A 26782-nucleotide genomic window follows, 5' to 3' on the forward strand; every position below is an offset into this window, starting at 1 on the left:
CGGACAGGTTCAGTCGGGGGAGGGTCCAGTGCTGCCGTCCCGCACTGCTGCAGCGACGGGCCCGCTCAGCGGGCCTGGGACCGACTGGGTCTCGTCACGGGTGCGGGCCGCGTGCACGCGCTGGGCCTCCTCAGCCGTCGCCGCTTCTTCGCCGATGACATGACGGGTGTGTTGCTCGCGGCTCAGAAGCCGGATGCGACCGGTGACCTTGCGGTAATCCCCCCGGAGTTCAGCCAAGCGTTCCTGACCGGTGGTCAGTCGTTTTTGGGTCTGCTCGCGGGTGGCCGGGTCGATGGGCTGGGCCTCAGTGCATTCCCGGCTCCCGCGTTCGGCGGCGGCGCGCCGCGCGTGCCAACTGACCTGCTGGGCGTCGAGGTCGTTCAGTCTGCGCTGCACCTTGGCCACGGTGGAGGACAGTTCGGCGATCTGGTCGTGGAGGGACTTCTCCTCCTGGCCGACATGCGCCAACATCTCCCTGAGGCGATTGGTGGTCACAGCACCGAGTGGGCGGGCCTTCTTGTCATCCCAGGGCGCGGGCTTACCGTCATCAGATGGGACGGGCATGGTGCGGGCTGAGCGGTTCAAGTCCTCCAGCGCTCCGGTGCGCGAGTCGTCGAGGGTTGCCTCGATGCGGCCGCGTTGCATGGTCTGCACGAGTTCGTCGCGGGCCTGCTCGGGACTGTCGGCGATCACGATCGCCTCGTTCCACTCCCGCCCGCGGGTCAGGCCCACGTACAGCCCCGAGGCGTCCACACCGGGCCCTACGACGGCCCGGTCGGTGGTCTCGCCTTGCACACCGTGCACGGTGGCGGCGTAGGACAGGTGCGCGTGCTCGGACAGGTAGGCGGCTGGTACTTCCCGGGTTACGCCCTGCTCGCCGAGTGAGGCGAGGCGCACCATGTCGCCGTTGATGGCATCGATACGCCAAACCTGCCGGTTCTGCACATCAAGGCCCTTGTGGTTGCGGCGGGTCTGAATCAGGTCACCCACGAACGCGGCCTGTCCTTCGCGCAGGCTGGTCCGGTGGGCGGTGTCCAGTTGGCCGTCTTGGAGACGGTGTCGTTGAATCTGCTCGCTGATCGCCTGCGCCTCCTCATGCGTCGCGGTAACCAGGGCCACACGCTTGCCCCGGCGTTGCCCTTCGACCCAGGCTTGGACCATCTGCTCTTGGGCCTCATGCTCGGTGGCGACCTGGTTGGCGTGCCCGGTGCCGACGATCTCAGCGGCGATGGTGCGTGGGTTCGGTTCGGCGTCGCGGATCTTCAGGGTCAGTTCTCCCCAGGCCTTGTCGCGGAAGCGGTGCACCGCGTTGAGTTCGACCACGGCGCTGGACCGGGATCGCATCAGGGCCATCGCGCCGGAGTGGCCAACCGGTAGGGCCTGGAGGTCATCGCCGACCATCGCCACACCGGCACCGGTCTCCTCGGCCACAGCGGCCAGGGCGTTGGCGGTGTCCAGATCGACCATGCCGGCCTCATCGACCACGATGCGATCCCCGGCCTTCAGTCGGTGCTGGTCCGATGGTCCGGCCCAGGGCTGTCCGGTCACAGGGTCTTGCTGACCAGGTGCAAGGCGCGTCCAGTGTTGGCCGGTGTCGGTGTCGGTCCACCGGTATCCGTGGTCATGGAGCAGGGCGTGCAGGGAGGAGGCGGCCGCGCCGGTCTCCTGTCCGGCCACGGTGGCCGCCTTCTTCGTGGGGGCTACCACGAGCGTGCGGCGGCCTTGGTTGGCCAGCAGTTGCCGTGCGGCGGTCAGCATGGTGGTCTTACCAGTCCCGGCTGGACCGGTCACGCACACCATCCGGTCAGTGCCGCCGATGGCCGCGGCCGCGTCGGCTTGTCCGGTGTCGAGTGTCCGTCCTTCGGGTAAGACTGCGGCGGCCACCTTGGTCACCACCTCGGGGTCGATGACCTGGCCTGGTCCGGCCAGTCGGTCGAAGGCGTCGGCCAGTTGGGTCTTGGCCACGGCGGTGCGGGTGGCCATGCGGTGCTTGACGTGGCCGGGCACGTCTTCCTCGTCTGTCAATGTGACCGTGGAGCCGTCGGCAGCGCGGGCGGTCACGTCCTCAATCAGTTCATCCAGGGCCGCACGGTCGGCGGATACCCCGGTGGCCGCCACGGCGCGGATGGCACCGGCGCGCAGGTCGAAGTCGGAGAATCGTCCGCCGTTGCCCGATGACCGGTTGTCCGCGTCGGTGACCGCGCGGGCGGCCAGCAGGTCCCGGTCCAGGTCGGCCACGGCCACCTGCCTGGTGGCGGCCAGCGGCGACCGTGCGGTGAGCGCGGCTGGGTCGATGTCTGCGATCTCCCGGCGCACCACGTCGGCCCACTCGGCCTCGTCCACGTGGTGCGGCTTGTCTGGGCGCCGGTGTGCCCATGCCCACTGGTCGATGGCCGCCAGGACCTCACGGCCGGGTTCTTGGCCAGGGTTGGCCGCTCGCCACCTGGCCAGCCGCACGGTTCGGTTGGCCTCGATCTGCTCTGAGCGTTTCGACAGTGGCCGCACCACACCGGCCAACTGCTCGATCTCACCGTCCGCATTGAGGGTGTAGCCCTTGGCCGCCAGCGTGGCCAGCCACTGCGGATCGGTGCGCGCGGCCAGGTCACCCTCGGCGTTGACGACGTTCTGAAACCGCAGCATCGCCCGGGAGTCCACCGAGGACCACTGCCCATCGCGGCCCTGGACCTTGGAGTTGAGCCACAGGTGCCGGTGCTGGTGTGGGTCCAGCGCCCGGGAGCGGGCATGGGTCAGTTCCACCACTTCGATGCGGGCCAGGTCCTCGCGGTGCTTGCCGGCCTTGCCGCGCCGGGCGTTGAGTTCGCGCTGCCACATCGTGATCACACGGTCACGTAGCCGGTCTTGCAGGTCCTCGTAGGCCTGGGCCAGGTCTTCATCGAGCACTGCTGCTAGGGAGAAGGATTTCGGGGCGTTGATCGTGGCATCGAAGACCAGGTCGGTGGTCGGGCTGGACAACTCCCGCCCGCGCCGCTCTCCGGTGTGCGGGTCGGCGCCACCGAACCAGGTCTGCAACTCATCGACATCGAGAGCGTCGGTGGTGATGCCCTCATCGCTGACCAAATGCCGACTCACCGTCGTCCCGGCGTATCGGGCGCCCTGGATCACACCCTGTGCCCGGTCCGGGTCGCCGACGTGGCCGGAGTCGCAGGCACCTTGGAAGGCGTAGGCCGCGGCCGCCGACGCACCGACACCGCCGATGCCCTTCTTCCACCGCGCTACGCCGCCTCGCATGCCCGCTAGGGTAGCGCACTTCACTGATAGTGCCTACGTGCATCCAGCAATTCCCTTCTCTCCCGTGGTCTGGTCATACCGCAGGCTCCTCGCTGGCGCGCTGGAGTGGTATCGACGGGTCGGCGGTGCTTCGTTCGAGGCTCGGATGATCGCTGCTCGGAGTCGTTGCGGTGGGTGTGCATGTCACAGGGCCTGGTAGGGATCAATCAGGGTCAACGGCGAAAGGTGCGCATTGATGGCCCGTAGGACAGACATTCGAAGTGGTTCGACCGATTGGGATCAGGGGCAATTGGACCTATGGGGGGTCTCCGACGCCGAGGTCCGGGAGGTACTGCAAGGAGGCGATGAGGATGGGCCGACAACAGATACCCTTGCCGGAAGCGACACTGTGGGCGCTGAGGGTGCTGGGCACGGTGCTGGTGAACCAGGCGATGAGGCAACGGATAGTGAGGCCGATGAACAGTCACGGACGCCGGGCGATGGCCTACTGGCAGGAGCACCGGCCCCAGGCCTGGGAGGACCTGCTGGCAACAGGGACCGACACCGAGACGTTCTTCACCGACCTGGGCGAGCAGATCGAGGAAACGATCGCGAACCTCACGCGCCAGTTCGCCGGCCCGGACCTGCCCGGGGAGTCCTACCTGGAGAAGGTGGGCCGGCTGAACAACGCCCGAGCCCGGGCGATGGAGGTGGCCTGGGCAGAACAGACCGAGGCGTTCAGCCCGCAGGTGACCCGGGAGACATGGGCGAACGAGGCGGCCGAGACGCTGGAGGACCTGCTGACCTGGGCCGAGGAAGTCAAGGAGTGGCAGGTCTACCGCGCGGCAGGGGGCGAGGAGAACCAGGACCTGCTCAGCCCTTCCAGCCCCGAACCCCAGGAGACGGCCGAGGTGTCGATCCGCTACCTGCTCCCGCAGGTGTGGTTGGAGAGCCTGATCGAGGCGAACCTGACCACCCCGGACCCGCCCATCGAGGACCTGGACCAGTGGCGGCTGGCGATGCGGGAGTACCGCGAGGTCAACCGGACGGTGATGGAGGTGCCAGACGAGGTGCAGCCGGAGGCGACGCACCAGGTGGTGGTGTGGAACCCGGTACGGGAGTTCCTGCTGCGTTCGGGGAACTGGCAGGAGTGGCAGGCCAGCGTGGAGCGCCGGTGGCAGCGGGACCGGAACCTGACCGAGGCCGAGATCAGCGACCGGCATCCGAGCAGGGACATCTGGATCTATCACCAGCAGAACCAGCAGTTACCTCCGCATATGCAGGTGACCTGAGCGCGCCACGGTTCCGGCCCAGGCCCGACACCCAACTCACGCCCTCTGGCGCGCGAGCCAGGTGGGAGGCCAACCTCGCTGCGCTGCGCGTATTGCGAGAGGTAGATGAGGACGACCGTCCCGCTACCACTGAGGAGCAGCGCACCTTGGCCGCCTGGTCCGGGTGGGGCGCGATCCCGGAAGTCTTCGACCAGAGCCGCGAGGATTGGGCCACCCAGCGCCAGGAGTTGCACGCGCTCCTGAGCGAAGGTGAGTATTCGGCCGCGCGGCGCACGGTGCTCAACGCCCACTACACTGACCCGGCCTACGTCAGCGCGATCTGGCAGGCACTAGGCGACCTGGGCTTCACCGAGGGCCGGGTGCTCGAACCCGGGTCCGGGGCCGGAACCTTCATCGGTCTGGCCCCCGAAGGCGCGCAGATGACCGGGGTGGAGTTAGACGCCACCACCGCGGGCATCTGCCAAGCGCTGTACCCGCAGGCCTCCATCAGGGCCGAGTCCTTCGCCGACACCCAACTTCCCGGTGCCTCCTTCGATGCCACCGTGGGCAACGTCCCCTTCAGCGCCACGCGCCTGCACGACCCGAGGGACAACGCCAACCGCCACTCGCTGCACAACCACTTCATCCTCAAGTCGCTGCGCCTTACCCGCCCCGGCGGTGTGGTCGCGGTGTTGAGTTCGCATTACACGATGGACGCGGCCAACCCCGCCGCTCGCCGAGAGATGAACCAGATGGGTGAACTGCTCGGCGCGGTGCGCCTGCCCACCGGGGCGCACCGGCGCACCGCTGGCACCGAGGCGATCACCGACGTGCTCATCTTCCGCCGCCGCGAACAAGGCGAGCCGGTCCGTGACCGGATGTGGGAGACCGTCACACCGCAGGTGATCGACGGGCAGATGGTCAAGATCAACTCCTACTTCCACCACCACCCCGAGCACGTCCTGGGAGAGAACTCCGTGGGACATGGCATGTACGGCTCGAACAGCCTGCACGTTCGCTCCGAAGACTTAAGCGCCGTAGCCGGGCACCTTCGGGCGGCACTAGCCTCCATCACCCAGGACGCCATAACGCAGGACCTGGGCATGAGCGAACCCAGCCCCGACCACGCGCCACCGGCGTCGATCGACCTGCCGGACCGTGATCAATGGGACGGCTCCATCCACCCACTGCCCGATGGTGCCTTCGCCGTATCCACCCCGGCCGGGCGTGAACCGCTGAAGGTGCCCAGATCGGCGGCCGCGGAGTTGCGGGCGCTGCTGGAACTACGCGACCTGGCCACTGAGCAACTCGCCCGTGAACGCGCCAACGCCGAAGACTCCCCTGAGATCACCACCGGCCGCGAGCACCTGCACGCCAGGTGGCGGTCCTATGTGAACCGGTACGGGCCGGTCAACCGCTACACCCAATCGCCCAGCGGGCGGTTCACTGTCCTGGACCCCGGCGATACCGACCTGGTCGAGGACCAGACGGTGACCCGCTCCACACTGGAGGCCGCCAACGCACGCGCCGCCGCCGAAGGCGGCCGGGATGCGAAGGTCGAGGAGGTCTTGTCGCGGCGCACACCAACGGCTACCCGGCTGCTGCGCGAGGACCCCTTCGGGCCCTTGGTTTACGCACTGGAGGTCTTCGATGAGGAGTCCCAAGAGGCCCAGCCAGCCTCGCTGCTGAGCCAGCGGGTGATCCTTCCGCGTACTGACCCGCAAGGCGCCGACACCCCGGCCGAGGCGCTGAACCTGTCGCTGAACCGCACCGGAACCGCAGACCTGGAGGTCATCGCCGATCTGCTCGGGCACACCAGCACTGAGGCGCGTGAAGCACTGGGCACCCTCGTCTACGACGATCCCAGCACCGAAGGCGCCCTGGTCCCGGCCGCTGAGTACCTCTCGGGCAACGTGCAAGACAAACTCACCGCCGCAACGGAAGCGGCCAGCACCGATGACCGGTACGCGGTGAACGTCCGTGCGCTGCGCCAGGTGCTTCCGGTGCCGCTGACCCCGGAGGAGATCACCCCGAAGATCGGGGCGGTGTGGATCAGTCAGGACCACCATGGCCAGTTCCTAACCGAACTCCTCGCCGATACCCAAGCCCAGGTCATCAACACCAAGCCTGGTGAGTGGAAGGTCCGCGGCGGGGTCCGGCATAGCCTGCGCGCGATCTCCGAATGGGGCACCAAGCGGCGCCCGGCCCATGACCTGTTCGCCTCGCTGGCCAGCCAGTCAGAGATCAAGGTCACCGACAAGATCGAAGATGGCGACAAAACCCGTGAGGTGCTCAACCCGACTGAGACGACCGCGGCGCAAGAGAAGGCCGAGGCGATCCAGGAGCGGTTCAGCGAGTGGTGCTGGGCCGATGCTGAGCGTGCCCAGGACCTGGCCGCCGAATACAATCGCCGGTTCAACTCCATCGTGCTGCGCGACTACACCACCGCCGGAGATCACTTGACCCTGCCAGGCATGGCAGCAGGGTACGCAGAGGAACTCGGCGACCATCAGCGAGCGGCCGTGGCGCGGATGATTGCAGAGCCTTCGGTGCTGCTGGCCCACGAGGTCGGCGCGGGCAAAACGCGGGAGATGGTCGCCGGCGCGATGGAGCTACGGCGCCTGGGCATGGTGAACAAGCCCGCCGTGGTGGTGCCTAACCATATGCTGGAGCAGTTCACGCGCGAGTGGTTACAGACCTACCCCCAGGCCAGGATCCTGACCGGCAACAGCGAGAACGTGAAATCAGAACGTCGGCGGACCTTCATCGCCCGGGCGGCCGCGAACGAGTGGGACGCGGTGATCATCACCCAGGAGGCCTTCAAACGTCTCAGTGTTGATCCGCGCACGAGGGCCGATTACATCGCCGGTGATGTCGAGGCACTACGGGAAGCGCTCGAATCTGCCCGGACGGCCAAGGACCGCAAGACGGTCAAGGAGATCGAGAGATCAATCGAGCAGCGCGAAGAACAGATGAAAGCCGCCCTGGATACCAGGCGCGACCCTGGGATCACCTTCGAGGCCACCGGGATTGACTACCTGGTGGTCGATGAGGCCCACGGCTACAAGAACCTCGCAACGACGTCCTCGATCCCCGAGGCCAGCATCGCACGCCGGGCGCGCAAACCCGGCACCAGGGGTACGGGTTCGAAGACCGATGACCTGGCCATGAAACTGGACTACCTGCGCCGCACCCACGGCGGCCGGGTAGCCACCTTCGCCACTGCCACCCCGATCGCGAACAGCATCACCGAGGCGCACGTGATGACCCGCTACCTGCGCCCCGACCTGTTGCGTGCTGCCGGGGTGGAAGCCTTCGACGCCTGGGCGGCCACCTTCGGGCAGACCGTCTCCGAGGTGGAAATGGCCCCTCAAGGCGGGTTTCGGATGAAGACCCGGTTCGCGAAGTTCAAGAACGTGCCCGAGATGTTGCGCATGTGGCACACCTTCACCGACGTCAAGACCGGCGAAGACCTGAACCTGCCCACCCCCGACCTGGCCCGGCGTGCAGACGGCAAACGGCTACCGGTCACCATCGCCATCCCGGCCGCACCGGAAGTGCTCGACTACGTCGCCGACCTCGGCGAGCGAGCCGACCGGGTGGCAGCAAAGGCGGTGCCGCCGGAGGTGGACAACATGCTGAAGATCAGCACAGACGGGCGCAAAGCCGCCCTGGATATGCGCATGGTCGATCCCACCGCCCAGCCGGCCTCCTCGCCCCTGGATGAGGTCGCCGACAACATCGCCCGCATCCACCGCGACCACCAGCACGAGGTCTTCACCGACACCCGCACCGGACAACCATCACCAATCCCTGGCGCGCTGCAGTTGGTGTTCCTGGACCTGGGAACCCCCACCGGTGAGGGGTGGAACGCCTACGACGAGCTCAAAGACAAACTCAACACCCGCGGCGTGCCGGCCGATGGGATTCGCTACATCCACGAAGCCCGCAACGACCGGGACAAGGCCGCACTGTTCTCCGCCGCCCGCGAGGGCCGCATCGCGGTGCTGATGGGTTCAACGCAGAAGATGGGCGTGGGCACCAATGTCCAAGCCAGGGCCGTGGCCCTGCACGATGTGGACTGCCCCTGGCGGCCAGCGGACGTGGCCCAGCGGCACGGGCGCATCCTGCGCCAGGGCAACCAGAACCCCGAGGTGCAAATTCTCCAGTACGTCACCGAGGGCACCTTCTCGGCCTACATGTGGCAGGCTATCGAACGCAAATCACGGTTCATCAACCAGATCATGCGCGGGCGCCTGGACGTGCGCGAGATCAACGACCTCGGACCAGACTCCCTCAGCGCCGCAGAGGCCAAGGCCCTGGCCAGCGGCAACCCGCTGCTGCTGGAACGCTCCGTTGCGCTCAATGAGGTCGGGCGCCTGGAACGACTGCACCGGGCGTGGAGCCGCAACCAGTCGCTCCTCACCACAACCGTTCAGGGCAGCGAGCACAAGATAAACCGCCTGGAAGAAACGGCCGGGCACCTGGAAGCGGCCCTCGGGCGCGTGCAGGACACCTCCGGTGACAACTTCGCTATGACCTTCGACCAGGGGCAGGCCCACATCACCGAGCGGGCCGCCGCGGGCCAACGGCTTGCCACGTGGGCACAGCGCCACCGTGTCCACTTCCTGCGCTCCCGGGCAGACCTCGGCCAAGCCGCACGCCTGGGCGGGTTCACGCTCACCGCGAGATTCCAGACAGTCGGCGGCCTGGGGAACCGTGATGACGGCGAGATCGTGTTCCAGCTCCAGGGGCTGCCCGAAGAAGCATCGGTGCGAATCCCCCGCCAGAAGGTCCTCGAGGGCGGCATCGGTCTCGTGACACGCCTGGAGAACCTGCAAGCATCCCTGCCCGATCGCGCCGCACGCACCCGCGCCGGCCTCGCAGAGGCACGCCAGACGCTGGAGGAGGCCCGCGCCCAACTCGGCCAGCCGTTCAAGCACGCCGACGACCTCCAGGCAGCCCGTAACGAACTGGCCCGCATCGACGATGAACTGAACCAGCACGCCAACCCCGACCAGAATCGGCCGCCCGGGGTGCAGGCCGCAACCGAGCCGACCGCTGCCGAGACAGAGCCACCGGCTCGCGCCCTGGAGCAGTGGCCACCACCGATCCCCGGGCATGCACAGCCGCCCACACCCGAGCAACTACAACTCGTGCGCGAAGAGTGGCCCGCCACCCGGGCAGAGGCGATCGAACTGCTCGAACACGGACGGCAGGCGATGGAACGAGCACCCTATGACCCAACGCCCGCCCAGGCCTACGCCGCCGTCGTCACCGAAGCACACCGCCGCTACGGCCCCGACGAACACGCGCCGAAGCGCAGGCAGGGCACACGCCGCGCCGAGGCAGTTCGGCTCGCCGCTGATGCCGCCAGTGCCGTGCGCTCCGGGGCGTTCCGAGAGGATCGGTGGTGGAAAGGACGTACCCGGCGTGAGGTCAAGGAACTCATCGAGGCCACCAGAATTCAGATGGACCAGGCCGAACCGGGTGAGGACCGTGACCGGGCGCGTGAGATCTTCGCAGACCTCCGCGCAGAAGCTCGGCGCCGTTATCACCTGGAACCAAGCGCCCACACGGCACAGGGCCCGACGGCGACCTCACCGAGTGGCGACCGTGCTACTGGGCAGGCGTTCACCGGCCCGGTTGCGGAACTCACTCACGCCCTGCGTTCACCGACCGGCCCGAGCATGTGAGATAGACGCGCGGGATCCATGGAGACGTCAGATCCGCCAGCATGTCGAGCCCGAACCCACCAACGTCTCGCCTGATTGTCAGTCGGCCTCTGGCCACGGGTAGAGGGACGCCGCCGGCTTAGTCCAGAACCGACCGTTCTCGACTATGGTGCTGCTGTGCTGGTGCGATCCATTGGCGTGGGCGATCGCCGCTAGCACGAGACTGGTCGATTGACGGTCTATCCCTGTGACCGCATCGCCAAGGTTGACGGGGTGATCGGCGCTCAGAAGCGAGACGGCGATATCCGCGATGCGCTGCTCGCCACCGGACCACGCACCGCTTGTCGCGATCAGTGCATCCACGTCAACCCACGCTCGCCCTCCCTCGGTGCGGATCCATGGCGAAGCCTCGTGCACACCCTTCCCGAACCGGATTAGCAGATCGGTGCCGGCCTCTAAGTTGTACATGCCCTTCGCCCAGGCGCGTAACCGGTCCTCAATCGCTGTGGCTTGTGTGTTCATGATTCAATCCCTTCTGCGTTCTCGTACTTATCGTTGGCGGTAGCGGCTCACCGCTGCCCCCGCCGTGGTCGTGGGTGGGTGATGTGGCGGGTGCCCAGGATGCGCATGAGGTCGGCCAGGTCGGCGCGGTTGGCGTGTGCTTGCTGCTGCCAGTCAGTGGGCCGGGGCAGTTCGCGGCGGGTCATGGCATAGATGCGGGTGTTGAGTGAGTCCCTGGCGGTGAGGAGTTCGTCGAGGCGCTGCTGTCGCGCGGTCACGGTGGGCGTTGTCATGGTCAGGCTCCCTTCGCTCTGGTGATGCGCCTGATCTGATCGGGGCGGAAGCCGGACCAGTGGTCGTGGTCGTTGATGACCACGACCGGTGCTTGGGTGTAGCCCAGGTGGCCGGTGATCCACTCACGGGCGGCGGCGTTGTCCGGATCGGTCAGGTCCAGGACGTCGTAGGTGAACCCTGCCCAGTCGAACGTCTTGCAGGTCATGACGCACCGGATGCAGTTCGGTGTGCTGTAGATGGTGACCATTACCTTCGTCCTCCTCATCCGTGACCGGTGTGCGCGTTGCGGACGCACCCGGGGGTCAGGGCGTAGGTGCTCCCGGTGGCCTCGGTGATCTCCTCGGCGAGGTGGGTCAGGTGCGCGATGTCATCGGACCACACGAGGCCAAGGCCGGTGTCCTGGTTGACGAGGGTCCACCCGTGCTGGTGGGACGTGGGAATCGTGAAAGTGCTCATTGGTCGGGTTCCTCCCCCTCCACGTCTTTTGCCGTGAAGGCACGAATGTGCCGGCAGGGAGGATCGGCCGGAGTGCAAGAGACCGTGGAATACCGGACTGAGCGAAGCGAGGGAGGATATGCCGCGAAAGCTCTTGCGCGCAGGGCGGCCGACCGTATGCTGCCGAAGGCTTGACGGCGAAAGATGTCGAGCGAAGCGGGCAATACAGGCGGCCGGGCACGGCCGTCGGATACACGGATGTACTCCGTGACGCCCGTGCAGGGGTGGCCCGGGGAAAGTGATCTCGGGGTTGGCATGTGTTCCCTTCTCGGGCCACGGTGTGGTGATGCATCTGGTTGGCCTGCACTAGTTGGCTGTGACATGCGAGGCGCCGGTTGGTTCGAAGAGAGCGTGAAGTCCAGCGGGCGCCGCATGACGCCAGTCCGGGAAGACCGCGGCCACGAGAGTGCCACTGGGTGTGGCGACAATGCTGACCTCGCGGCCGTGGCGTGCGCCGATGCGTTCGACGGCGTAACGCACGTCGTCAGCAGTCAGGTCGGTGGCGGTGAGATTCGCGATGAAGGCGCCGGTCCGGGTCAGGTGGTGCTCGATGAGTTGCGCGAAGGCGGGTGAGAGTGGCATGGATGCAGATTGGCACCTGGCACAGCCGGCGCGTGGAGCCGATGGCAGCGGCTGTGGATGACGGAGCCGGATAGCGATCGGCTGTGGATGCCGAACGGCGGGAAGCAGGTTGTGGATAGCGAGTGTCGGATGCGCACCCGTGATACGACGTCTGTTCGAATTGATTGTGTGACAGGTGAAGGGCGTAACCCGGACCGGGTGCCGATACGCGAGTGGCTCCGATCCTTACCCCCAGCCGCACTTGGCGAACCTGTACGCCGACTACCGGCACCGGTGAGAGTGCGAGCCTGGGTTGTGCATCCTAGGAATGGGTGGATCGTGATCGAAGGCAATGCCGTGGCGTACACAGCCAGGGCCGGAAAGGTCGAGTACGCCGATGGGCACGGACGGGTGGGGTCGGTGTGGGCATGGGCCTCGGGGATCGAACGAATCAACGGCGGCCAGTGACCCCACCCCATCTCCTGTTTGCTATCACGGTTGAGGGCGTTGACCTGAGCGCGCAGACGTACTGCGATAGAGATCGGGCGCGGAGCCACCCCAAGGCACAGTCGCGCTGTCGGAGGACCTGGCCATGGGGATGTTCATCCCGCTGGTGGTTCTGGCTTACTCCCAGAGTTCCCAGGCGATCGCCTCGAGCGCCTTATTCTGACGCTTGACAGGGTCGTTCGTGTCGGCTGGGTTCGTCTGTGTCTCGTAGCCGAGACGTTCACGGTCTATTGGGAATGAGTCCTGGTAAGGTCTGCCGCGGTCGTCAGAGTATCGAACTGTGACGGTGAACTGATCGGGGACTGGTTCGACGTTGCCATCAACTCCTACAGCGTGGTACGAGTACACGTTCTTCATGCGGTGTCCAGGGGCGATCATCGGAATCGTGCTTGAGTACCGCTTGCGCAGGAAGGGACCGACGATGCCTGGCTGGCCGTCGTCCGTGGTTTCATAGTTCGGCAGCGGTGGGTCAAAACTGACGCCAACGTCTCGGGCGACGGAGGAACCCACGTTCTCAATCACGAGATAGGTGGTGCCGTGCGACATGGTTGGTCCCTTCCTGAGCGAAGCGATAACCAGCGGACGGCTGCGGTCGCGGCTATCCCTTCGACTGCCCACCAACGACCATGCCGCGATGCTAGCGGTGACGATCGCGGCGAGTGCACTCATACCAGCGAAGGTGGCTGACCACCCGTCAGGGCCCATGACGACAATGGAAGCACACAATGTGTTCGCTAGGTGTGCTGGTTCCGTGGGGTGGTCGTGACTGCGTTGGCGGGTCCTTCCGACGGTCCGTAGCGGCACGTTGCGGCCGACGACGGAAGTTGAGGATCGCGTTCCGCTAGGCGATCGTCTTTCGGGACGCTCAGGGCGACCTGACGGATCGGCCGGCACATCGGGCCCATGGCTCAGCAGCCTTGCTCGCGTGGAGGAAAGCCACCTGCGTGCTGTAGCCGAGGACCTCGGCAACGAGTACCAGTCCCGGCTGGACCGGTCACGCACACCATCCGGTCAGTGCCGCCGATGGCCGCGGCCGCGTCGGCTTGTCCGGTGTCGAGTGTCCGTCCTTCGGGTAAGACTGCGGCGGCCACCTTGGTCACCACCTCGGGGTCGATGACCTGGCCTGGTCCGGCCAGTCGGTCGAAGGCGTCGGCCAGTTGGGTCTTGGCCACGGCGGTGCGGGTGGCCATGCGGTGCTTGACGTGGCCGGGCACGTCTTCCTCGTCTGTCAATGTGACCGTGGAGCCGTCGGCAGCGCGGGCGGTCACGTCCTCAATCAGTTCATCCAGGGCCGCACGGTCGGCGGATACCCCGGTGGCCGCCACGGCGCGGATGGCACCGGCGCGCAGGTCGAAGTCGGAGAATCGTCCGCCGTTGCCCGATGACCGGTTGTCCGCGTCGGTGACCGCGCGGGCGGCCAGCAGGTCCCGGTCCAGGTCGGCCACGGCCACCTGCCTGGTGGCGGCCAGCGGCGACCGTGCGGTGAGCGCGGCTGGGTCGATGTCTGCGATCTCCCGGCGCACCACGTCGGCCCACTCGGCCTCGTCCACGTGGTGCGGCTTGTCTGGGCGCCGGTGTGCCCATGCCCACTGGTCGATGGCCGCCAGGACCTCACGGCCGGGTTCTTGGCCAGGGTTGGCCGCTCGCCACCTGGCCAGCCGCACGGTTCGGTTGGCCTCGATCTGCTCTGAGCGTTTCGACAGTGGCCGCACCACACCGGCCAACTGCTCGATCTCACCGTCCGCATTGAGGGTGTAGCCCTTGGCCGCCAGCGTGGCCAGCCACTGCGGATCGGTGCGCGCGGCCAGGTCACCCTCGGCGTTGACGACGTTCTGAAACCGCAGCATCGCCCGGGAGTCCACCGAGGACCACTGCCCATCGCGGCCCTGGACCTTGGAGTTGAGCCACAGGTGCCGGTGCTGGTGTGGGTCCAGCGCCCGGGAGCGGGCATGGGTCAGTTCCACCACTTCGATGCGGGCCAGGTCCTCGCGGTGCTTGCCGGCCTTGCCGCGCCGGGCGTTGAGTTCGCGCTGCCACATCGTGATCACACGGTCACGTAGCCGGTCTTGCAGGTCCTCGTAGGCCTGGGCCAGGTCTTCATCGAGCACTGCTGCTAGGGAGAAGGATTTCGGGGCGTTGATCGTGGCATCGAAGACCAGGTCGGTGGTCGGGCTGGACAACTCCCGCCCGCGCCGCTCTCCGGTGTGCGGGTCGGCGCCACCGAACCAGGTCTGCAACTCATCGACATCGAGAGCGTCGGTGGTGATGCCCTCATCGCTGACCAAATGCCGACTCACCGTCGTCCCGGCGTATCGGGCGCCCTGGATCACACCCTGTGCCCGGTCCGGGTCGCCGACGTGGCCGGAGTCGCAGGCACCTTGGAAGGCGTAGGCCGCGGCCGCCGACGCACCGACACCGCCGATGCCCTTCTTCCACCGCGCTACGCCGCCTCGCATGCCCGCTAGGGTAGCGCACTTCACTGATAGTGCCTACGTGCATCCAGCAATTCCCTTCTCTCCCGTGGTCTGGTCATACCGCAGGCTCCTCGCTGGCGCGCTGGAGTGGTATCGACGGGTCGGCGGTGCTTCGTTCGAGGCTCGGATGATCGCTGCTCGGAGTCGTTGCGGTGGGTGTGCATGTCACAGGGCCTGGTAGGGATCAATCAGGGTCAACGGCGAAAGGTGCGCATTGATGGCCCGTAGGACAGACATTCGAAGTGGTTCGACCGATTGGGATCAGGGGCAATTGGACCTATGGGGGGTCTCCGACGCCGAGGTCCGGGAGGTACTGCAAGGAGGCGATGAGGATGGGCCGACAACAGATACCCTTGCCGGAAGCGACACTGTGGGCGCTGAGGGTGCTGGGCACGGTGCTGGTGAACCAGGCGATGAGGCAACGGATAGTGAGGCCGATGAACAGTCACGGACGCCGGGCGATGGCCTACTGGCAGGAGCACCGGCCCCAGGCCTGGGAGGACCTGCTGGCAACAGGGACCGACACCGAGACGTTCTTCACCGACCTGGGCGAGCAGATCGAGGAAACGATCGCGAACCTCACGCGCCAGTTCGCCGGCCCGGACCTGCCCGGGGAGTCCTACCTGGAGAAGGTGGGCCGGCTGAACAACGCCCGAGCCCGGGCGATGGAGGTGGCCTGGGCAGAACAGACCGAGGCGTTCAGCCCGCAGGTGACCCGGGAGACATGGGCGAACGAGGCGGCCGAGACGCTGGAGGACCTGCTGACCTGGGCCGAGGAAGTCAAGGAGTGGCAGGTCTACCGCGCGGCAGGGGGCGAGGAGAACCAGGACCTGCTCAGCCCTTCCAGCCCCGAACCCCAGGAGACGGCCGAGGTGTCGATCCGCTACCTGCTCCCGCAGGTGTGGTTGGAGAGCCTGATCGAGGCGAACCTGACCACCCCGGACCCGCCCATCGAGGACCTGGACCAGTGGCGGCTGGCGATGCGGGAGTACCGCGAGGTCAACCGGACGGTGATGGAGGTGCCAGACGAGGTGCAGCCGGAGGCGACGCACCAGGTGGTGGTGTGGAACCCGGTACGGGAGTTCCTGCTGCGTTCGGGGAACTGGCAGGAGTGGCAGGCCAGCGTGGAGCGCCGGTGGCAGCGGGACCGGAACCTGACCGAGGCCGAGATCAGCGACCGGCATCCGAGCAGGGACATCTGGATCTATCACCAGCAGAACCAGCAGTTACCTCCGCATATGCAGGTGACCTGAGCGCGCCACGGTTCCGGCCCAGGCCCGACACCCAACTCACGCCCTCTGGCGCGCGAGCCAGGTGGGAGGCCAACCTCGCTGCGCTGCGCGTATTGCGAGAGGTAGATGAGGACGACCGTCCCGCTACCACTGAGGAGCAGCGCACCTTGGCCGCCTGGTCCGGGTGGGGCGCGATCCCGGAAGTCTTCGACCAGAGCCGCGAGGATTGGGCCACCCAGCGCCAGGAGTTGCACGCGCTCCTGAGCGAAGGTGAGTATTCGGCCGCGCGGCGCACGGTGCTCAACGCCCACTACACTGACCCGGCCTACGTCAGCGCGATCTGGCAGGCACTAGGCGACCTGGGCTTCACCGAGGGCCGGGTGCTCGAACCCGGGTCCGGGGCCGGAACCTTCATCGGTCTGGCCCCCGAAGGCGCGCAGATGACCGGGGTGGAGTTAGACGCCACCACCGCGGGCATCTGCCAAGCGCTGTACCCGCAGGCCTCCATCAGGGCCGAGTCCTTCGCCGACACCCAACTTCCCGGTGCCTCCTTCGATGCCACCGTGGGCAACGTCCCCTTCAGCGCCACGCGCCTGCACGACCCGAGGGACAACGCCAACCGCCACTCGCTGCACAACCACTTCATCCTCAAGTCGCTGCGCCTTACCCGCCCCGGCGGTGTGGTCGCGGTGTTGAGTTCGCATTACACGATGGACGCGGCCAACCCCGCCGCTCGCCGAGAGATGAACCAGATGGGTGAACTGCTCGGCGCGGTGCGCCTGCCCACCGGGGCGCACCGGCGCACCGCTGGCACCGAGGCGATCACCGACGTGCTCATCTTCCGCCGCCGCGAACAAGGCGAGCCGGTCCGTGACCGGATGTGGGAGACCGTCACACCGCAGGTGATCGACGGGCAGATGGTCAAGATCAACTCCTACTTCCACCACCACCCCGAGCACGTCCTGGGAGAGAACTCCGTGGGACATGGCATGTACGGCTCGAACAGCCTGCACGTTCGCTCCGAAGACTTAAGCGCCGTAGCCGGGCACCTTCGGGCGGCACTAGCCTCCATCACCCAGGACGCCATAACGCAGGACCTGGGCATGAGCGAACCCAGCCCCGACCACGCGCCACCGGCGTCGATCGACCTGCCGGACCGTGATCAATGGGACGGCTCCATCCACCCACTGCCCGATGGTGCCTTCGCCGTATCCACCCCGGCCGGGCGTGAACCGCTGAAGGTGCCCAGATCGGCGGCCGCGGAGTTGCGGGCGCTGCTGGAACTACGCGACCTGGCCACTGAGCAACTCGCCCGTGAACGCGCCAACGCCGAAGACTCCCCTGAGATCACCACCGGCCGCGAGCACCTGCACGCCAGGTGGCGGTCCTATGTGAACCGGTACGGGCCGGTCAACCGCTACACCCAATCGCCCAGCGGGCGGTTCACTGTCCTGGACCCCGGCGATACCGACCTGGTCGAGGACCAGACGGTGACCCGCTCCACACTGGAGGCCGCCAACGCACGCGCCGCCGCCGAAGGCGGCCGGGATGCGAAGGTCGAGGAGGTCTTGTCGCGGCGCACACCAACGGCTACCCGGCTGCTGCGCGAGGACCCCTTCGGGCCCTTGGTTTACGCACTGGAGGTCTTCGATGAGGAGTCCCAAGAGGCCCAGCCAGCCTCGCTGCTGAGCCAGCGGGTGATCCTTCCGCGTACTGACCCGCAAGGCGCCGACACCCCGGCCGAGGCGCTGAACCTGTCGCTGAACCGCACCGGAACCGCAGACCTGGAGGTCATCGCCGATCTGCTCGGGCACACCAGCACTGAGGCGCGTGAAGCACTGGGCACCCTCGTCTACGACGATCCCAGCACCGAAGGCGCCCTGGTCCCGGCCGCTGAGTACCTCTCGGGCAACGTGCAAGACAAACTCACCGCCGCAACGGAAGCGGCCAGCACCGATGACCGGTACGCGGTGAACGTCCGTGCGCTGCGCCAGGTGCTTCCGGTGCCGCTGACCCCGGAGGAGATCACCCCGAAGATCGGGGCGGTGTGGATCAGTCAGGACCACCATGGCCAGTTCCTAACCGAACTCCTCGCCGATACCCAAGCCCAGGTCATCAACACCAAGCCTGGTGAGTGGAAGGTCCGCGGCGGGGTCCGGCATAGCCTGCGCGCGATCTCCGAATGGGGCACCAAGCGGCGCCCGGCCCATGACCTGTTCGCCTCGCTGGCCAGCCAGTCAGAGATCAAGGTCACCGACAAGATCGAAGATGGCGACAAAACCCGTGAGGTGCTCAACCCGACTGAGACGACCGCGGCGCAAGAGAAGGCCGAGGCGATCCAGGAGCGGTTCAGCGAGTGGTGCTGGGCCGATGCTGAGCGTGCCCAGGACCTGGCCGCCGAATACAATCGCCGGTTCAACTCCATCGTGCTGCGCGACTACACCACCGCCGGAGATCACTTGACCCTGCCAGGCATGGCAGCAGGGTACGCAGAGGAACTCGGCGACCATCAGCGAGCGGCCGTGGCGCGGATGATTGCAGAGCCTTCGGTGCTGCTGGCCCACGAGGTCGGCGCGGGCAAAACGCGGGAGATGGTCGCCGGCGCGATGGAGCTACGGCGCCTGGGCATGGTGAACAAGCCCGCCGTGGTGGTGCCTAACCATATGCTGGAGCAGTTCACGCGCGAGTGGTTACAGACCTACCCCCAGGCCAGGATCCTGACCGGCAACAGCGAGAACGTGAAATCAGAACGTCGGCGGACCTTCATCGCCCGGGCGGCCGCGAACGAGTGGGACGCGGTGATCATCACCCAGGAGGCCTTCAAACGTCTCAGTGTTGATCCGCGCACGAGGGCCGATTACATCGCCGGTGATGTCGAGGCACTACGGGAAGCGCTCGAATCTGCCCGGACGGCCAAGGACCGCAAGACGGTCAAGGAGATCGAGAGATCAATCGAGCAGCGCGAAGAACAGATGAAAGCCGCCCTGGATACCAGGCGCGACCCTGGGATCACCTTCGAGGCCACCGGGATTGACTACCTGGTGGTCGATGAGGCCCACGGCTACAAGAACCTCGCAACGACGTCCTCGATCCCCGAGGCCAGCATCGCACGCCGGGCGCGCAAACCCGGCACCAGGGGTACGGGTTCGAAGACCGATGACCTGGCCATGAAACTGGACTACCTGCGCCGCACCCACGGCGGCCGGGTAGCCACCTTCGCCACTGCCACCCCGATCGCGAACAGCATCACCGAGGCGCACGTGATGACCCGCTACCTGCGCCCCGACCTGTTGCGTGCTGCCGGGGTGGAAGCCTTCGACGCCTGGGCGGCCACCTTCGGGCAGACCGTCTCCGAGGTGGAAATGGCCCCTCAAGGCGGGTTTCGGATGAAGACCCGGTTCGCGAAGTTCAAGAACGTGCCCGAGATGTTGCGCATGTGGCACACCTTCACCGACGTCAAGACCGGCGAAGACCTGAACCTGCCCACCCCCGACCTGGCCCGGCGTGCAGACGGCAAACGGCTACCGGTCACCATCGCCATCCCGGCCGCACCGGAAGTGCTCGACTACGTCGCCGACCTCGGCGAGCGAGCCGACCGGGTGGCAGCAAAGGCGGTGCCGCCGGAGGTGGACAACATGCTGAAGATCAGCACAGACGGGCGCAAAGCCGCCCTGGATATGCGCATGGTCGATCCCACCGCCCAGCCGGCCTCCTCGCCCCTGGATGAGGTCGCCGACAACATCGCCCGCATCCACCGCGACCACCAGCACGAGGTCTTCACCGACACCCGCACCGGACAACCATCACCAATCCCTGGCGCGCTGCAGTTGGTGTTCCTGGACCTGGGAACCCCCACCGGTGAGGGGTGGAACGCCTACGACGAGCTCAAAGACAAACTCAACACCCGCGGCGTGCCGGCCGATGGGATTCGCTACATCCACGAAGCCCGCAACGACCGGGACAAGGCCGCACTGTTCTCCGCCGCCCGCGAGGGCCGCATCGCGGTGCTGATGGGTTCAACGCAGAAGATGGGCGTGGGCACCAATGTCCAAGCCAGGGCCGTGGCCCTGCACGATGTGGACTGCCCCTGGCGGCCAGCGGACGTGGCCCAGCGGCACGGGCGCATCCTGCGCCAGGGCAACCAGAACCCCGAGGTGCAAATTCTCCAGTACGTCACCGAGGGCACCTTCTCGGCCTACATGTGGCAGGCTATCGAACGCAAATCACGGTTCATCAACCAGATCATGCGCGGGCGCCTGGACGTGCGCGAGATCAACGACCTCGGACCAGACTCCCTCAGCGCCGCAGAGGCCAAGGCCCTGGCCAGCGGCAACCCGCTGCTGCTGGAACGCTCCGTTGCGCTCAATGAGGTCGGGCGCCTGGAACGACTGCACCGGGCGTGGAGCCGCAACCAGTCGCTCCTCACCACAACCGTTCAGGGCAGCGAGCACAAGATAAACCGCCTGGAAGAAACGGCCGGGCACCTGGAAGCGGCCCTCGGGCGCGTGCAGGACACCTCCGGTGACAACTTCGCTATGACCTTCGACCAGGGGCAGGCCCACATCACCGAGCGGGCCGCCGCGGGCCAACGGCTTGCCACGTGGGCACAGCGCCACCGTGTCCACTTCCTGCGCTCCCGGGCAGACCTCGGCCAAGCCGCACGCCTGGGCGGGTTCACGCTCACCGCGAGATTCCAGACAGTCGGCGGCCTGGGGAACCGTGATGACGGCGAGATCGTGTTCCAGCTCCAGGGGCTGCCCGAAGAAGCATCGGTGCGAATCCCCCGCCAGAAGGTCCTCGAGGGCGGCATCGGTCTCGTGACACGCCTGGAGAACCTGCAAGCATCCCTGCCCGATCGCGCCGCACGCACCCGCGCCGGCCTCGCAGAGGCACGCCAGACGCTGGAGGAGGCCCGCGCCCAACTCGGCCAGCCGTTCAAGCACGCCGACGACCTCCAGGCAGCCCGTAACGAACTGGCCCGCATCGACGATGAACTGAACCAGCACGCCAACCCCGACCAGAATCGGCCGCCCGGGGTGCAGGCCGCAACCGAGCCGACCGCTGCCGAGACAGAGCCACCGGCTCGCGCCCTGGAGCAGTGGCCACCACCGATCCCCGGGCATGCACAGCCGCCCACACCCGAGCAACTACAACTCGTGCGCGAAGAGTGGCCCGCCACCCGGGCAGAGGCGATCGAACTGCTCGAACACGGACGGCAGGCGATGGAACGAGCACCCTATGACCCAACGCCCGCCCAGGCCTACGCCGCCGTCGTCACCGAAGCACACCGCCGCTACGGCCCCGACGAACACGCGCCGAAGCGCAGGCAGGGCACACGCCGCGCCGAGGCAGTTCGGCTCGCCGCTGATGCCGCCAGTGCCGTGCGCTCCGGGGCGTTCCGAGAGGATCGGTGGTGGAAAGGACGTACCCGGCGTGAGGTCAAGGAACTCATCGAGGCCACCAGAATTCAGATGGACCAGGCCGAACCGGGTGAGGACCGTGACCGGGCGCGTGAGATCTTCGCAGACCTCCGCGCAGAAGCTCGGCGCCGTTATCACCTGGAACCAAGCGCCCACACGGCACAGGGCCCGACGGCGACCTCACCGAGTGGCGACCGTGCTACTGGGCAGGCGTTCACCGGCCCGGTTGCGGAACTCACTCACGCCCTGCGTTCACCGACCGGCCCGAGCATGTGAGATAGACGCGCGGGATCCATGGAGACGTCAGATCCGCCAGCATGTCGAGCCCGAACCCACCAACGTCTCGCCTGATTGTCAGTCGGCCTCTGGCCACGGGTAGAGGGACGCCGCCGGCTTAGTCCAGAACCGACCGTTCTCGACTATGGTGCTGCTGTGCTGGTGCGATCCATTGGCGTGGGCGATCGCCGCTAGCACGAGACTGGTCGATTGACGGTCTATCCCTGTGACCGCATCGCCAAGGTTGACGGGGTGATCGGCGCTCAGAAGCGAGACGGCGATATCCGCGATGCGCTGCTCGCCACCGGACCACGCACCGCTTGTCGCGATCAGTGCATCCACGTCAACCCACGCTCGCCCTCCCTCGGTGCGGATCCATGGCGAAGCCTCGTGCACACCCTTCCCGAACCGGATTAGCAGATCGGTGCCGGCCTCTAAGTTGTACATGCCCTTCGCCCAGGCGCGTAACCGGTCCTCAATCGCTGTGGCTTGTGTGTTCATGATTCAATCCCTTCTGCGTTCTCGTACTTATCGTTGGCGGTAGCGGCTCACCGCTGCCCCCGCCGTGGTCGTGGGTGGGTGATGTGGCGGGTGCCCAGGATGCGCATGAGGTCGGCCAGGTCGGCGCGGTTGGCGTGTGCTTGCTGCTGCCAGTCAGTGGGCCGGGGCAGTTCGCGGCGGGTCATGGCATAGATGCGGGTGTTGAGTGAGTCCCTGGCGGTGAGGAGTTCGTCGAGGCGCTGCTGTCGCGCGGTCACGGTGGGCGTTGTCATGGTCAGGCTCCCTTCGCTCTGGTGATGCGCCTGATCTGATCGGGGCGGAAGCCGGACCAGTGGTCGTGGTCGTTGATGACCACGACCGGTGCTTGGGTGTAGCCCAGGTGGCCGGTGATCCACTCACGGGCGGCGGCGTTGTCCGGATCGGTCAGGTCCAGGACGTCGTAGGTGAACCCTGCCCAGTCGAACGTCTTGCAGGTCATGACGCACCGGATGCAGTTCGGTGTGCTGTAGATGGTGACCATTACCTTCGTCCTCCTCATCCGTGACCGGTGTGCGCGTTGCGGACGCACCCGGGGGTCAGGGCGTAGGTGCTCCCGGTGGCCTCGGTGATCTCCTCGGCGAGGTGGGTCAGGTGCGCGATGTCATCGGACCACACGAGGCCAAGGCCGGTGTCCTGGTTGACGAGGGTCCACCCGTGCTGGTGGGACGTGGGAATCGTGAAAGTGCTCATTGGTCGGGTTCCTCCCCCTCCACGTCTTTTGCCGTGAAGGCACGAATGTGCCGGCAGGGAGGATCGGCCGGAGTGCAAGAGACCGTGGAATACCGGACTGAGCGAAGCGAGGGAGGATATGCCGCGAAAGCTCTTGCGCGCAGGGCGGCCGACCGTATGCTGCCGAAGGCTTGACGGCGAAAGATGTCGAGCGAAGCGGGCAATACAGGCGGCCGGGCACGGCCGTCGGATACACGGATGTACTCCGTGACGCCCGTGCAGGGGTGGCCCGGGGAAAGTGATCTCGGGGTTGGCATGTGTTCCCTTCTCGGGCCACGGTGTGGTGATGCATCTGGTTGGCCTGCACTAGTTGGCTGTGACATGCGAGGCGCCGGTTGGTTCGAAGAGAGCGTGAAGTCCAGCGGGCGCCGCATGACGCCAGTCCGGGAAGACCGCGGCCACGAGAGTGCCACTGGGTGTGGCGACAATGCTGACCTCGCGGCCGTGGCGTGCGCCGATGCGTTCGACGGCGTAACGCACGTCGTCAGCAGTCAGGTCGGTGGCGGTGAGATTCGCGATGAAGGCGCCGGTCCGGGTCAGGTGGTGCTCGATGAGTTGCGCGAAGGCGGGTGAGAGTGGCATGGATGCAGATTGGCACCTGGCACAGCCGGCGCGTGGAGCCGATGGCAGCGGCTGTGGATGACGGAGCCGGATAGCGATCGGCTGTGGATGCCGAACGGCGGGAAGCAGGTTGTGGATAGCGAGTGTCGGATGCGCACCCGTGATACGACGTCTGTTCGAATTGATTGTGTGACAGGTGAAGGGCGTAACCCGGACCGGGTGCCGATACGCGAGTGGCTCCGATCCTTACCCCCAGCCGCACTTGGCGAACCTGTACGCCGACTACCGGCACCGGTGAGAGTGCGAGCCTGGGTTGTGCATCCTAGGAATGGGTGGATCGTGATCGAAGGCAATGCCGTGGCGTACACAGCCAGGGCCGGAAAGGTCGAGTACGCCGATGGGCACGGACGGGTGGGGTCGGTGTGGGCATGGGCCTCGGGGATCGAACGAATCAACGGCGGCCAGTGACCCCACCCCATCTCCTGTTTGCTATCACGGTTGAGGGCGTTGACCTGAGCGCGCAGACGTACTGCGATAGAGATCGGGCGCGGAGCCACCCCAAGGCACAGTCGCGCTGTCGGAGGACCTGGCCATGGGGATGTTCATCCCGCTGGTGGTTCTGGCTTACTCCCAGAGTTCCCAGGCGATCGCCTCGAGCGCCTTATTCTGACGCTTGACAGGGTCGTTCGTGTCGGCTGGGTTCGTCTGTGTCTCGTAGCCGAGACGTTCACGGTCTATTGGGAATGAGTCCTGGTAAGGTCTGCCGCGGTCGTCAGAGTATCGAACTGTGACGGTGAACTGATCGGGGACTGGTTCGACGTTGCCATCAACTCCTACAGCGTGGTACGAGTACACGTTCTTCATGCGGTGTCCAGGGGCGATCATCGGAATCGTGCTTGAGTACCGCTTGCGCAGGAAGGGACCGACGATGCCTGGCTGGCCGTCGTCCGTGGTTTCATAGTTCGGCAGCGGTGGGTCAAAACTGACGCCAACGTCTCGGGCGACGGAGGAACCCACGTTCTCAATCACGAGATAGGTGGTGCCGTGCGACATGGTTGGTCCCTTCCTGAGCGAAGCGATAACCAGCGGACGGCTGCGGTCGCGGCTATCCCTTCGACTGCCCACCAACGACCATGCCGCGATGCTAGCGGTGACGATCGCGGCGAGTGCACTCATACCAGCGAAGGTGGCTGACCACCCGTCAGGGCCCATGACGACAATGGAAGCACACAATGTGTTCGCTAGGTGTGCTGGTTCCGTGGGGTGGTCGTGACTGCGTTGGCGGGTCCTTCCGACGGTCCGTAGCGGCACGTTGCGGCCGACGACGGAAGTTGAGGATCGCGTTCCGCTAGGCGATCGTCTTTCGGGACGCTCAGGGCGACCTGACGGATCGGCCGGCACATCGGGCCCATGGCTCAGCAGCCTTGCTCGCGTGGAGGAAAGCCACCTGCGTGCTGTAGCCGAGGACCTCGGCAACGAGCGAGGACGGGCATTCGAGGACGAGCTCACCGATGGCTCGGTTGCGGGCGCTGAGGGGTTGACGCCCAGGTCGCGCAGCCGCTCTATGACGGTGTTGGGGTGCAGGTGATGGCCGGCCAGTGTGCTGGGGAGGCTTGCAGAGTTGATTCCTCTGATCCAATACTCAGGCCACCTCGTGACGTCATCTGGATTACAGGCCGGGTGTCCATGCAGGTGGCCACTAGACACTGGGTCTGGCGCTGATCGGGGGGGCGACTATCTGGTGCCTGGGGGGGCGCGGTATTGACAGGCCCGGGTTGATCTAGTCAGCGGCTCGTGGTCAGGACGGACGGGGGGTTGTGCCGCTGCCTTGTCGGCCCTTACGCAGCCCGATTTCGTATGCGGTGAAGGCGATCAGCGTCACCGTGATCAATGGGAGGACAAACCATGCCATCACGGCGGTAAATCCTTCCAGTGCGTCGTGTGCGGTGGCAGCCAGGATGAGATACCCGAGGTAAACCAGATACAGGGCTACGAACAGGGCGCCTTCCCATCGCGCCACCGTGAAGCCGGTGAAGGCTACGGGCAGCAAGGCGATCGCGGCCGCCAACATTACCGGGATATCGAAGGCCAGGGCGGCGCTGGATACGGGAATGCCCTCGAGGGAGATCATGGCTGGCAACCCGAGCACGACTCCGATGTTGAAGAGGTTGCTGCCGACCACGTTGCCAATCGCCAAGTCACGTTCGCCACGGCGCACGGCGATGAGGGAAGTCGCCAGCTCAGGCAGAGATGTGCCGATGGCCACGACGGTTAAACCGACCACTAGGCTGCTCACCCCGAGCGTGGTGGCGGTGTTCACCGCGCCCTCGACGAGGAGCGTGGCCCCGGCTACCAGGAGAGCAACTCCGAACACCACGAGCAGAATCGACTTTCCGCTCGAGGCCACAGGCAGTTTCTGGGCCTGGGCGGAGGTGCCGATACCCGGGGAACCCTCAGCCAGCTGCATAACAGGGGCCTTGGACTGTGTCCTTCTGCGGCCGATGGTGACGGTCAGCACGGTGTGAGCGACCACGGCACCGAACAGGATTAGCCCGTCTACCGCGCTGATCACCCCGTCGAGGCAGACCAGCACCAGCGCCGCGGACAGAGAAAGCATCAGGGGGAGATCAAAGCGCACCAACCGTTGTGTCGCGGCCAGCGGTAGAACTAGAGCGGAGAGGCCGAGAATGAGCAAGACGTTAGCAATGTTGCTGCCGACCACATTGCCCACCGCCAGTCCGGGTTCGTCGCGCAGGACCGCACCGATACTCACCGAAAGCTCGGGCGCCGACGTGGCCGCCGAGACCACGGTGAGCCCGACCACCAGGGAGGAAACCCCCGCTCGACGAGCCAAGGCGGAGGCCCCTCGCACCAGTACCTCCCCGCCCAGCACCAGCAGCACCAACCCGACAATGATCCGCCCCAGGTCTAGAAGGTCCATAAGTAGGAGTGTAAGGATCACAACCCGAGTCGCGATGAGCACTCCATCGACCCGGTTGAGCACCCGCATGAGGATCC

General features: G+C 66.4%; 21 protein-coding genes. 6 read left to right on the forward strand and 15 right to left on the reverse strand.

What is annotated here, in order from left to right; genetic code table 11:
- Window positions 1–9 precede the first annotated feature (9 nt).
- On the reverse strand, window positions 10–3249 hold the full coding sequence (mobF, locus tag ACO0LU_RS16285) for a MobF family relaxase (protein ID WP_424792406.1): 3240 nt from the start codon (window positions 3247–3249) through the stop codon (window positions 10–12).
- A gap of 455 nt (window positions 3250–3704) precedes the next feature.
- Between mobF (ACO0LU_RS16285) and ACO0LU_RS16290 the strand changes: the two genes are divergently transcribed.
- Both ACO0LU_RS16290 and ACO0LU_RS16295 read left to right on the forward strand, forming a co-directional pair.
- Window positions 3705–4520 carry a hypothetical protein gene (locus ACO0LU_RS16290; protein ID WP_424792407.1) on the forward strand — a complete coding sequence of 272 codons (816 nt, stop codon included), beginning with the start codon at window positions 3705–3707 and terminating at the stop codon, window positions 4518–4520.
- 92 nt (window positions 4521–4612) lie between these two features.
- On the forward strand, window positions 4613–10195 hold the full coding sequence (locus tag ACO0LU_RS16295; RefSeq protein ID WP_424792408.1) for a DEAD/DEAH box helicase family protein: 5583 nt from the start codon (window positions 4613–4615) through the stop codon (window positions 10193–10195).
- A 78-nt stretch (window positions 10196–10273) separates the two neighbouring features.
- Here the strand turns inward: ACO0LU_RS16295 and ACO0LU_RS16300 are convergent, their stop codons facing one another.
- The 5 genes from ACO0LU_RS16300 to ACO0LU_RS16320 all read right to left on the reverse strand — a co-directional run bounded on the left by ACO0LU_RS16300 (window position 10274) and on the right by ACO0LU_RS16320 (window position 12046).
- Complete coding sequence (locus ACO0LU_RS16300; protein WP_424792409.1) at window positions 10274–10696, reverse strand: hypothetical protein; 423 nt, start codon at window positions 10694–10696, stop codon at window positions 10274–10276.
- A 47-nt stretch (window positions 10697–10743) separates the two neighbouring features.
- On the reverse strand, window positions 10744–10968 hold the full coding sequence (locus ACO0LU_RS16305; protein WP_424792410.1) for a hypothetical protein: 225 nt from the start codon (window positions 10966–10968) through the stop codon (window positions 10744–10746).
- 2 nt (window positions 10969–10970) lie between these two features.
- Complete coding sequence (locus tag ACO0LU_RS16310) at window positions 10971–11216, reverse strand: glutaredoxin family protein (protein WP_424792411.1); 246 nt, start codon at window positions 11214–11216, stop codon at window positions 10971–10973.
- A 14-nt stretch (window positions 11217–11230) separates the two neighbouring features.
- Complete coding sequence (locus ACO0LU_RS16315) at window positions 11231–11425, reverse strand: hypothetical protein (protein ID WP_424792412.1); 195 nt, start codon at window positions 11423–11425, stop codon at window positions 11231–11233.
- 345 nt (window positions 11426–11770) lie between these two features.
- Complete coding sequence (locus ACO0LU_RS16320; RefSeq protein ID WP_424792413.1) at window positions 11771–12046, reverse strand: hypothetical protein; 276 nt, start codon at window positions 12044–12046, stop codon at window positions 11771–11773.
- Window positions 12047–12364: 318 nt separating this feature from the next.
- Here ACO0LU_RS16320 and ACO0LU_RS16325 point away from each other — a divergent pair, with 318 nt between their 5' ends.
- Window positions 12365–12493 carry a hypothetical protein gene (locus ACO0LU_RS16325; protein WP_424792414.1) on the forward strand — a complete coding sequence of 43 codons (129 nt, stop codon included), beginning with the start codon at window positions 12365–12367 and terminating at the stop codon, window positions 12491–12493.
- Window positions 12494–12649: 156 nt separating this feature from the next.
- On the opposite strand, the gene ACO0LU_RS16330 is transcribed toward ACO0LU_RS16325, so the two are convergent.
- Complete coding sequence (locus ACO0LU_RS16330) at window positions 12650–13201, reverse strand: hypothetical protein (protein ID WP_424792415.1); 552 nt, start codon at window positions 13199–13201, stop codon at window positions 12650–12652.
- Window positions 13202–13440: 239 nt separating this feature from the next.
- Entirely contained in the window at window positions 13441–14988 is a 1548-nt protein-coding gene (gene mobF, locus ACO0LU_RS16335; RefSeq protein WP_424792416.1) for a MobF family relaxase, read from the reverse strand.
- A gap of 455 nt (window positions 14989–15443) precedes the next feature.
- Between mobF (ACO0LU_RS16335) and ACO0LU_RS16340 the strand changes: the two genes are divergently transcribed.
- Together ACO0LU_RS16340 and ACO0LU_RS16345 are read left to right on the forward strand one after the other, a co-directional pair.
- Window positions 15444–16259 (forward strand): hypothetical protein, encoded by an 816-nt coding sequence (locus tag ACO0LU_RS16340; RefSeq protein WP_424792407.1) that lies wholly within the window; start codon window positions 15444–15446, stop codon window positions 16257–16259.
- 92 nt (window positions 16260–16351) lie between these two features.
- Window positions 16352–21934 carry a DEAD/DEAH box helicase family protein gene (locus ACO0LU_RS16345; protein WP_424792408.1) on the forward strand — a complete coding sequence of 1861 codons (5583 nt, stop codon included), beginning with the start codon at window positions 16352–16354 and terminating at the stop codon, window positions 21932–21934.
- A 78-nt stretch (window positions 21935–22012) separates the two neighbouring features.
- Here ACO0LU_RS16345 and ACO0LU_RS16350 read toward each other — a convergent pair whose 3' ends face one another.
- The 5 genes from ACO0LU_RS16350 to ACO0LU_RS16370 form a co-directional block, all read right to left on the reverse strand.
- On the reverse strand, window positions 22013–22435 hold the full coding sequence (locus ACO0LU_RS16350; RefSeq protein WP_424792409.1) for a hypothetical protein: 423 nt from the start codon (window positions 22433–22435) through the stop codon (window positions 22013–22015).
- 47 nt (window positions 22436–22482) lie between these two features.
- Window positions 22483–22707 carry a hypothetical protein gene (locus ACO0LU_RS16355; RefSeq protein ID WP_424792410.1) on the reverse strand — a complete coding sequence of 75 codons (225 nt, stop codon included), beginning with the start codon at window positions 22705–22707 and terminating at the stop codon, window positions 22483–22485.
- Window positions 22708–22709: 2 nt separating this feature from the next.
- On the reverse strand, window positions 22710–22955 hold the full coding sequence (locus ACO0LU_RS16360; protein ID WP_424792411.1) for a glutaredoxin family protein: 246 nt from the start codon (window positions 22953–22955) through the stop codon (window positions 22710–22712).
- Between the two features lie 14 nt (window positions 22956–22969).
- Window positions 22970–23164: a hypothetical protein gene (locus ACO0LU_RS16365; protein ID WP_424792412.1), complete on the reverse strand. Its 195-nt coding sequence runs from the start codon at window positions 23162–23164 to the stop codon at window positions 22970–22972.
- Window positions 23165–23509: 345 nt separating this feature from the next.
- Entirely contained in the window at window positions 23510–23785 is a 276-nt protein-coding gene (locus ACO0LU_RS16370; protein ID WP_424792413.1) for a hypothetical protein, read from the reverse strand.
- A 318-nt stretch (window positions 23786–24103) separates the two neighbouring features.
- Between ACO0LU_RS16370 and ACO0LU_RS16375 the strand changes: the two genes are divergently transcribed.
- Complete coding sequence (locus tag ACO0LU_RS16375; RefSeq protein WP_424792414.1) at window positions 24104–24232, forward strand: hypothetical protein; 129 nt, start codon at window positions 24104–24106, stop codon at window positions 24230–24232.
- 156 nt (window positions 24233–24388) lie between these two features.
- Here the strand turns inward: ACO0LU_RS16375 and ACO0LU_RS16380 are convergent, their stop codons facing one another.
- The gene (locus tag ACO0LU_RS16380) at window positions 24389–24940 is read right to left on the reverse strand and encodes a hypothetical protein (RefSeq protein WP_424792415.1); all 552 of its coding nucleotides are present in this window, start codon (window positions 24938–24940) and stop codon (window positions 24389–24391) included.
- A gap of 622 nt (window positions 24941–25562) precedes the next feature.
- Complete coding sequence (locus tag ACO0LU_RS16385; RefSeq protein WP_424788797.1) at window positions 25563–26705, reverse strand: calcium/sodium antiporter; 1143 nt, start codon at window positions 26703–26705, stop codon at window positions 25563–25565.
- Between the last annotated feature and the right edge of the window lie 77 nt (window positions 26706–26782).

The sequence above is a fragment of the Pseudactinotalea sp. Z1748 genome (assembly GCF_049725185.1).
Classification (GTDB): Bacteria; Actinomycetota; Actinomycetes; order Actinomycetales; family Beutenbergiaceae; genus CALKWS01.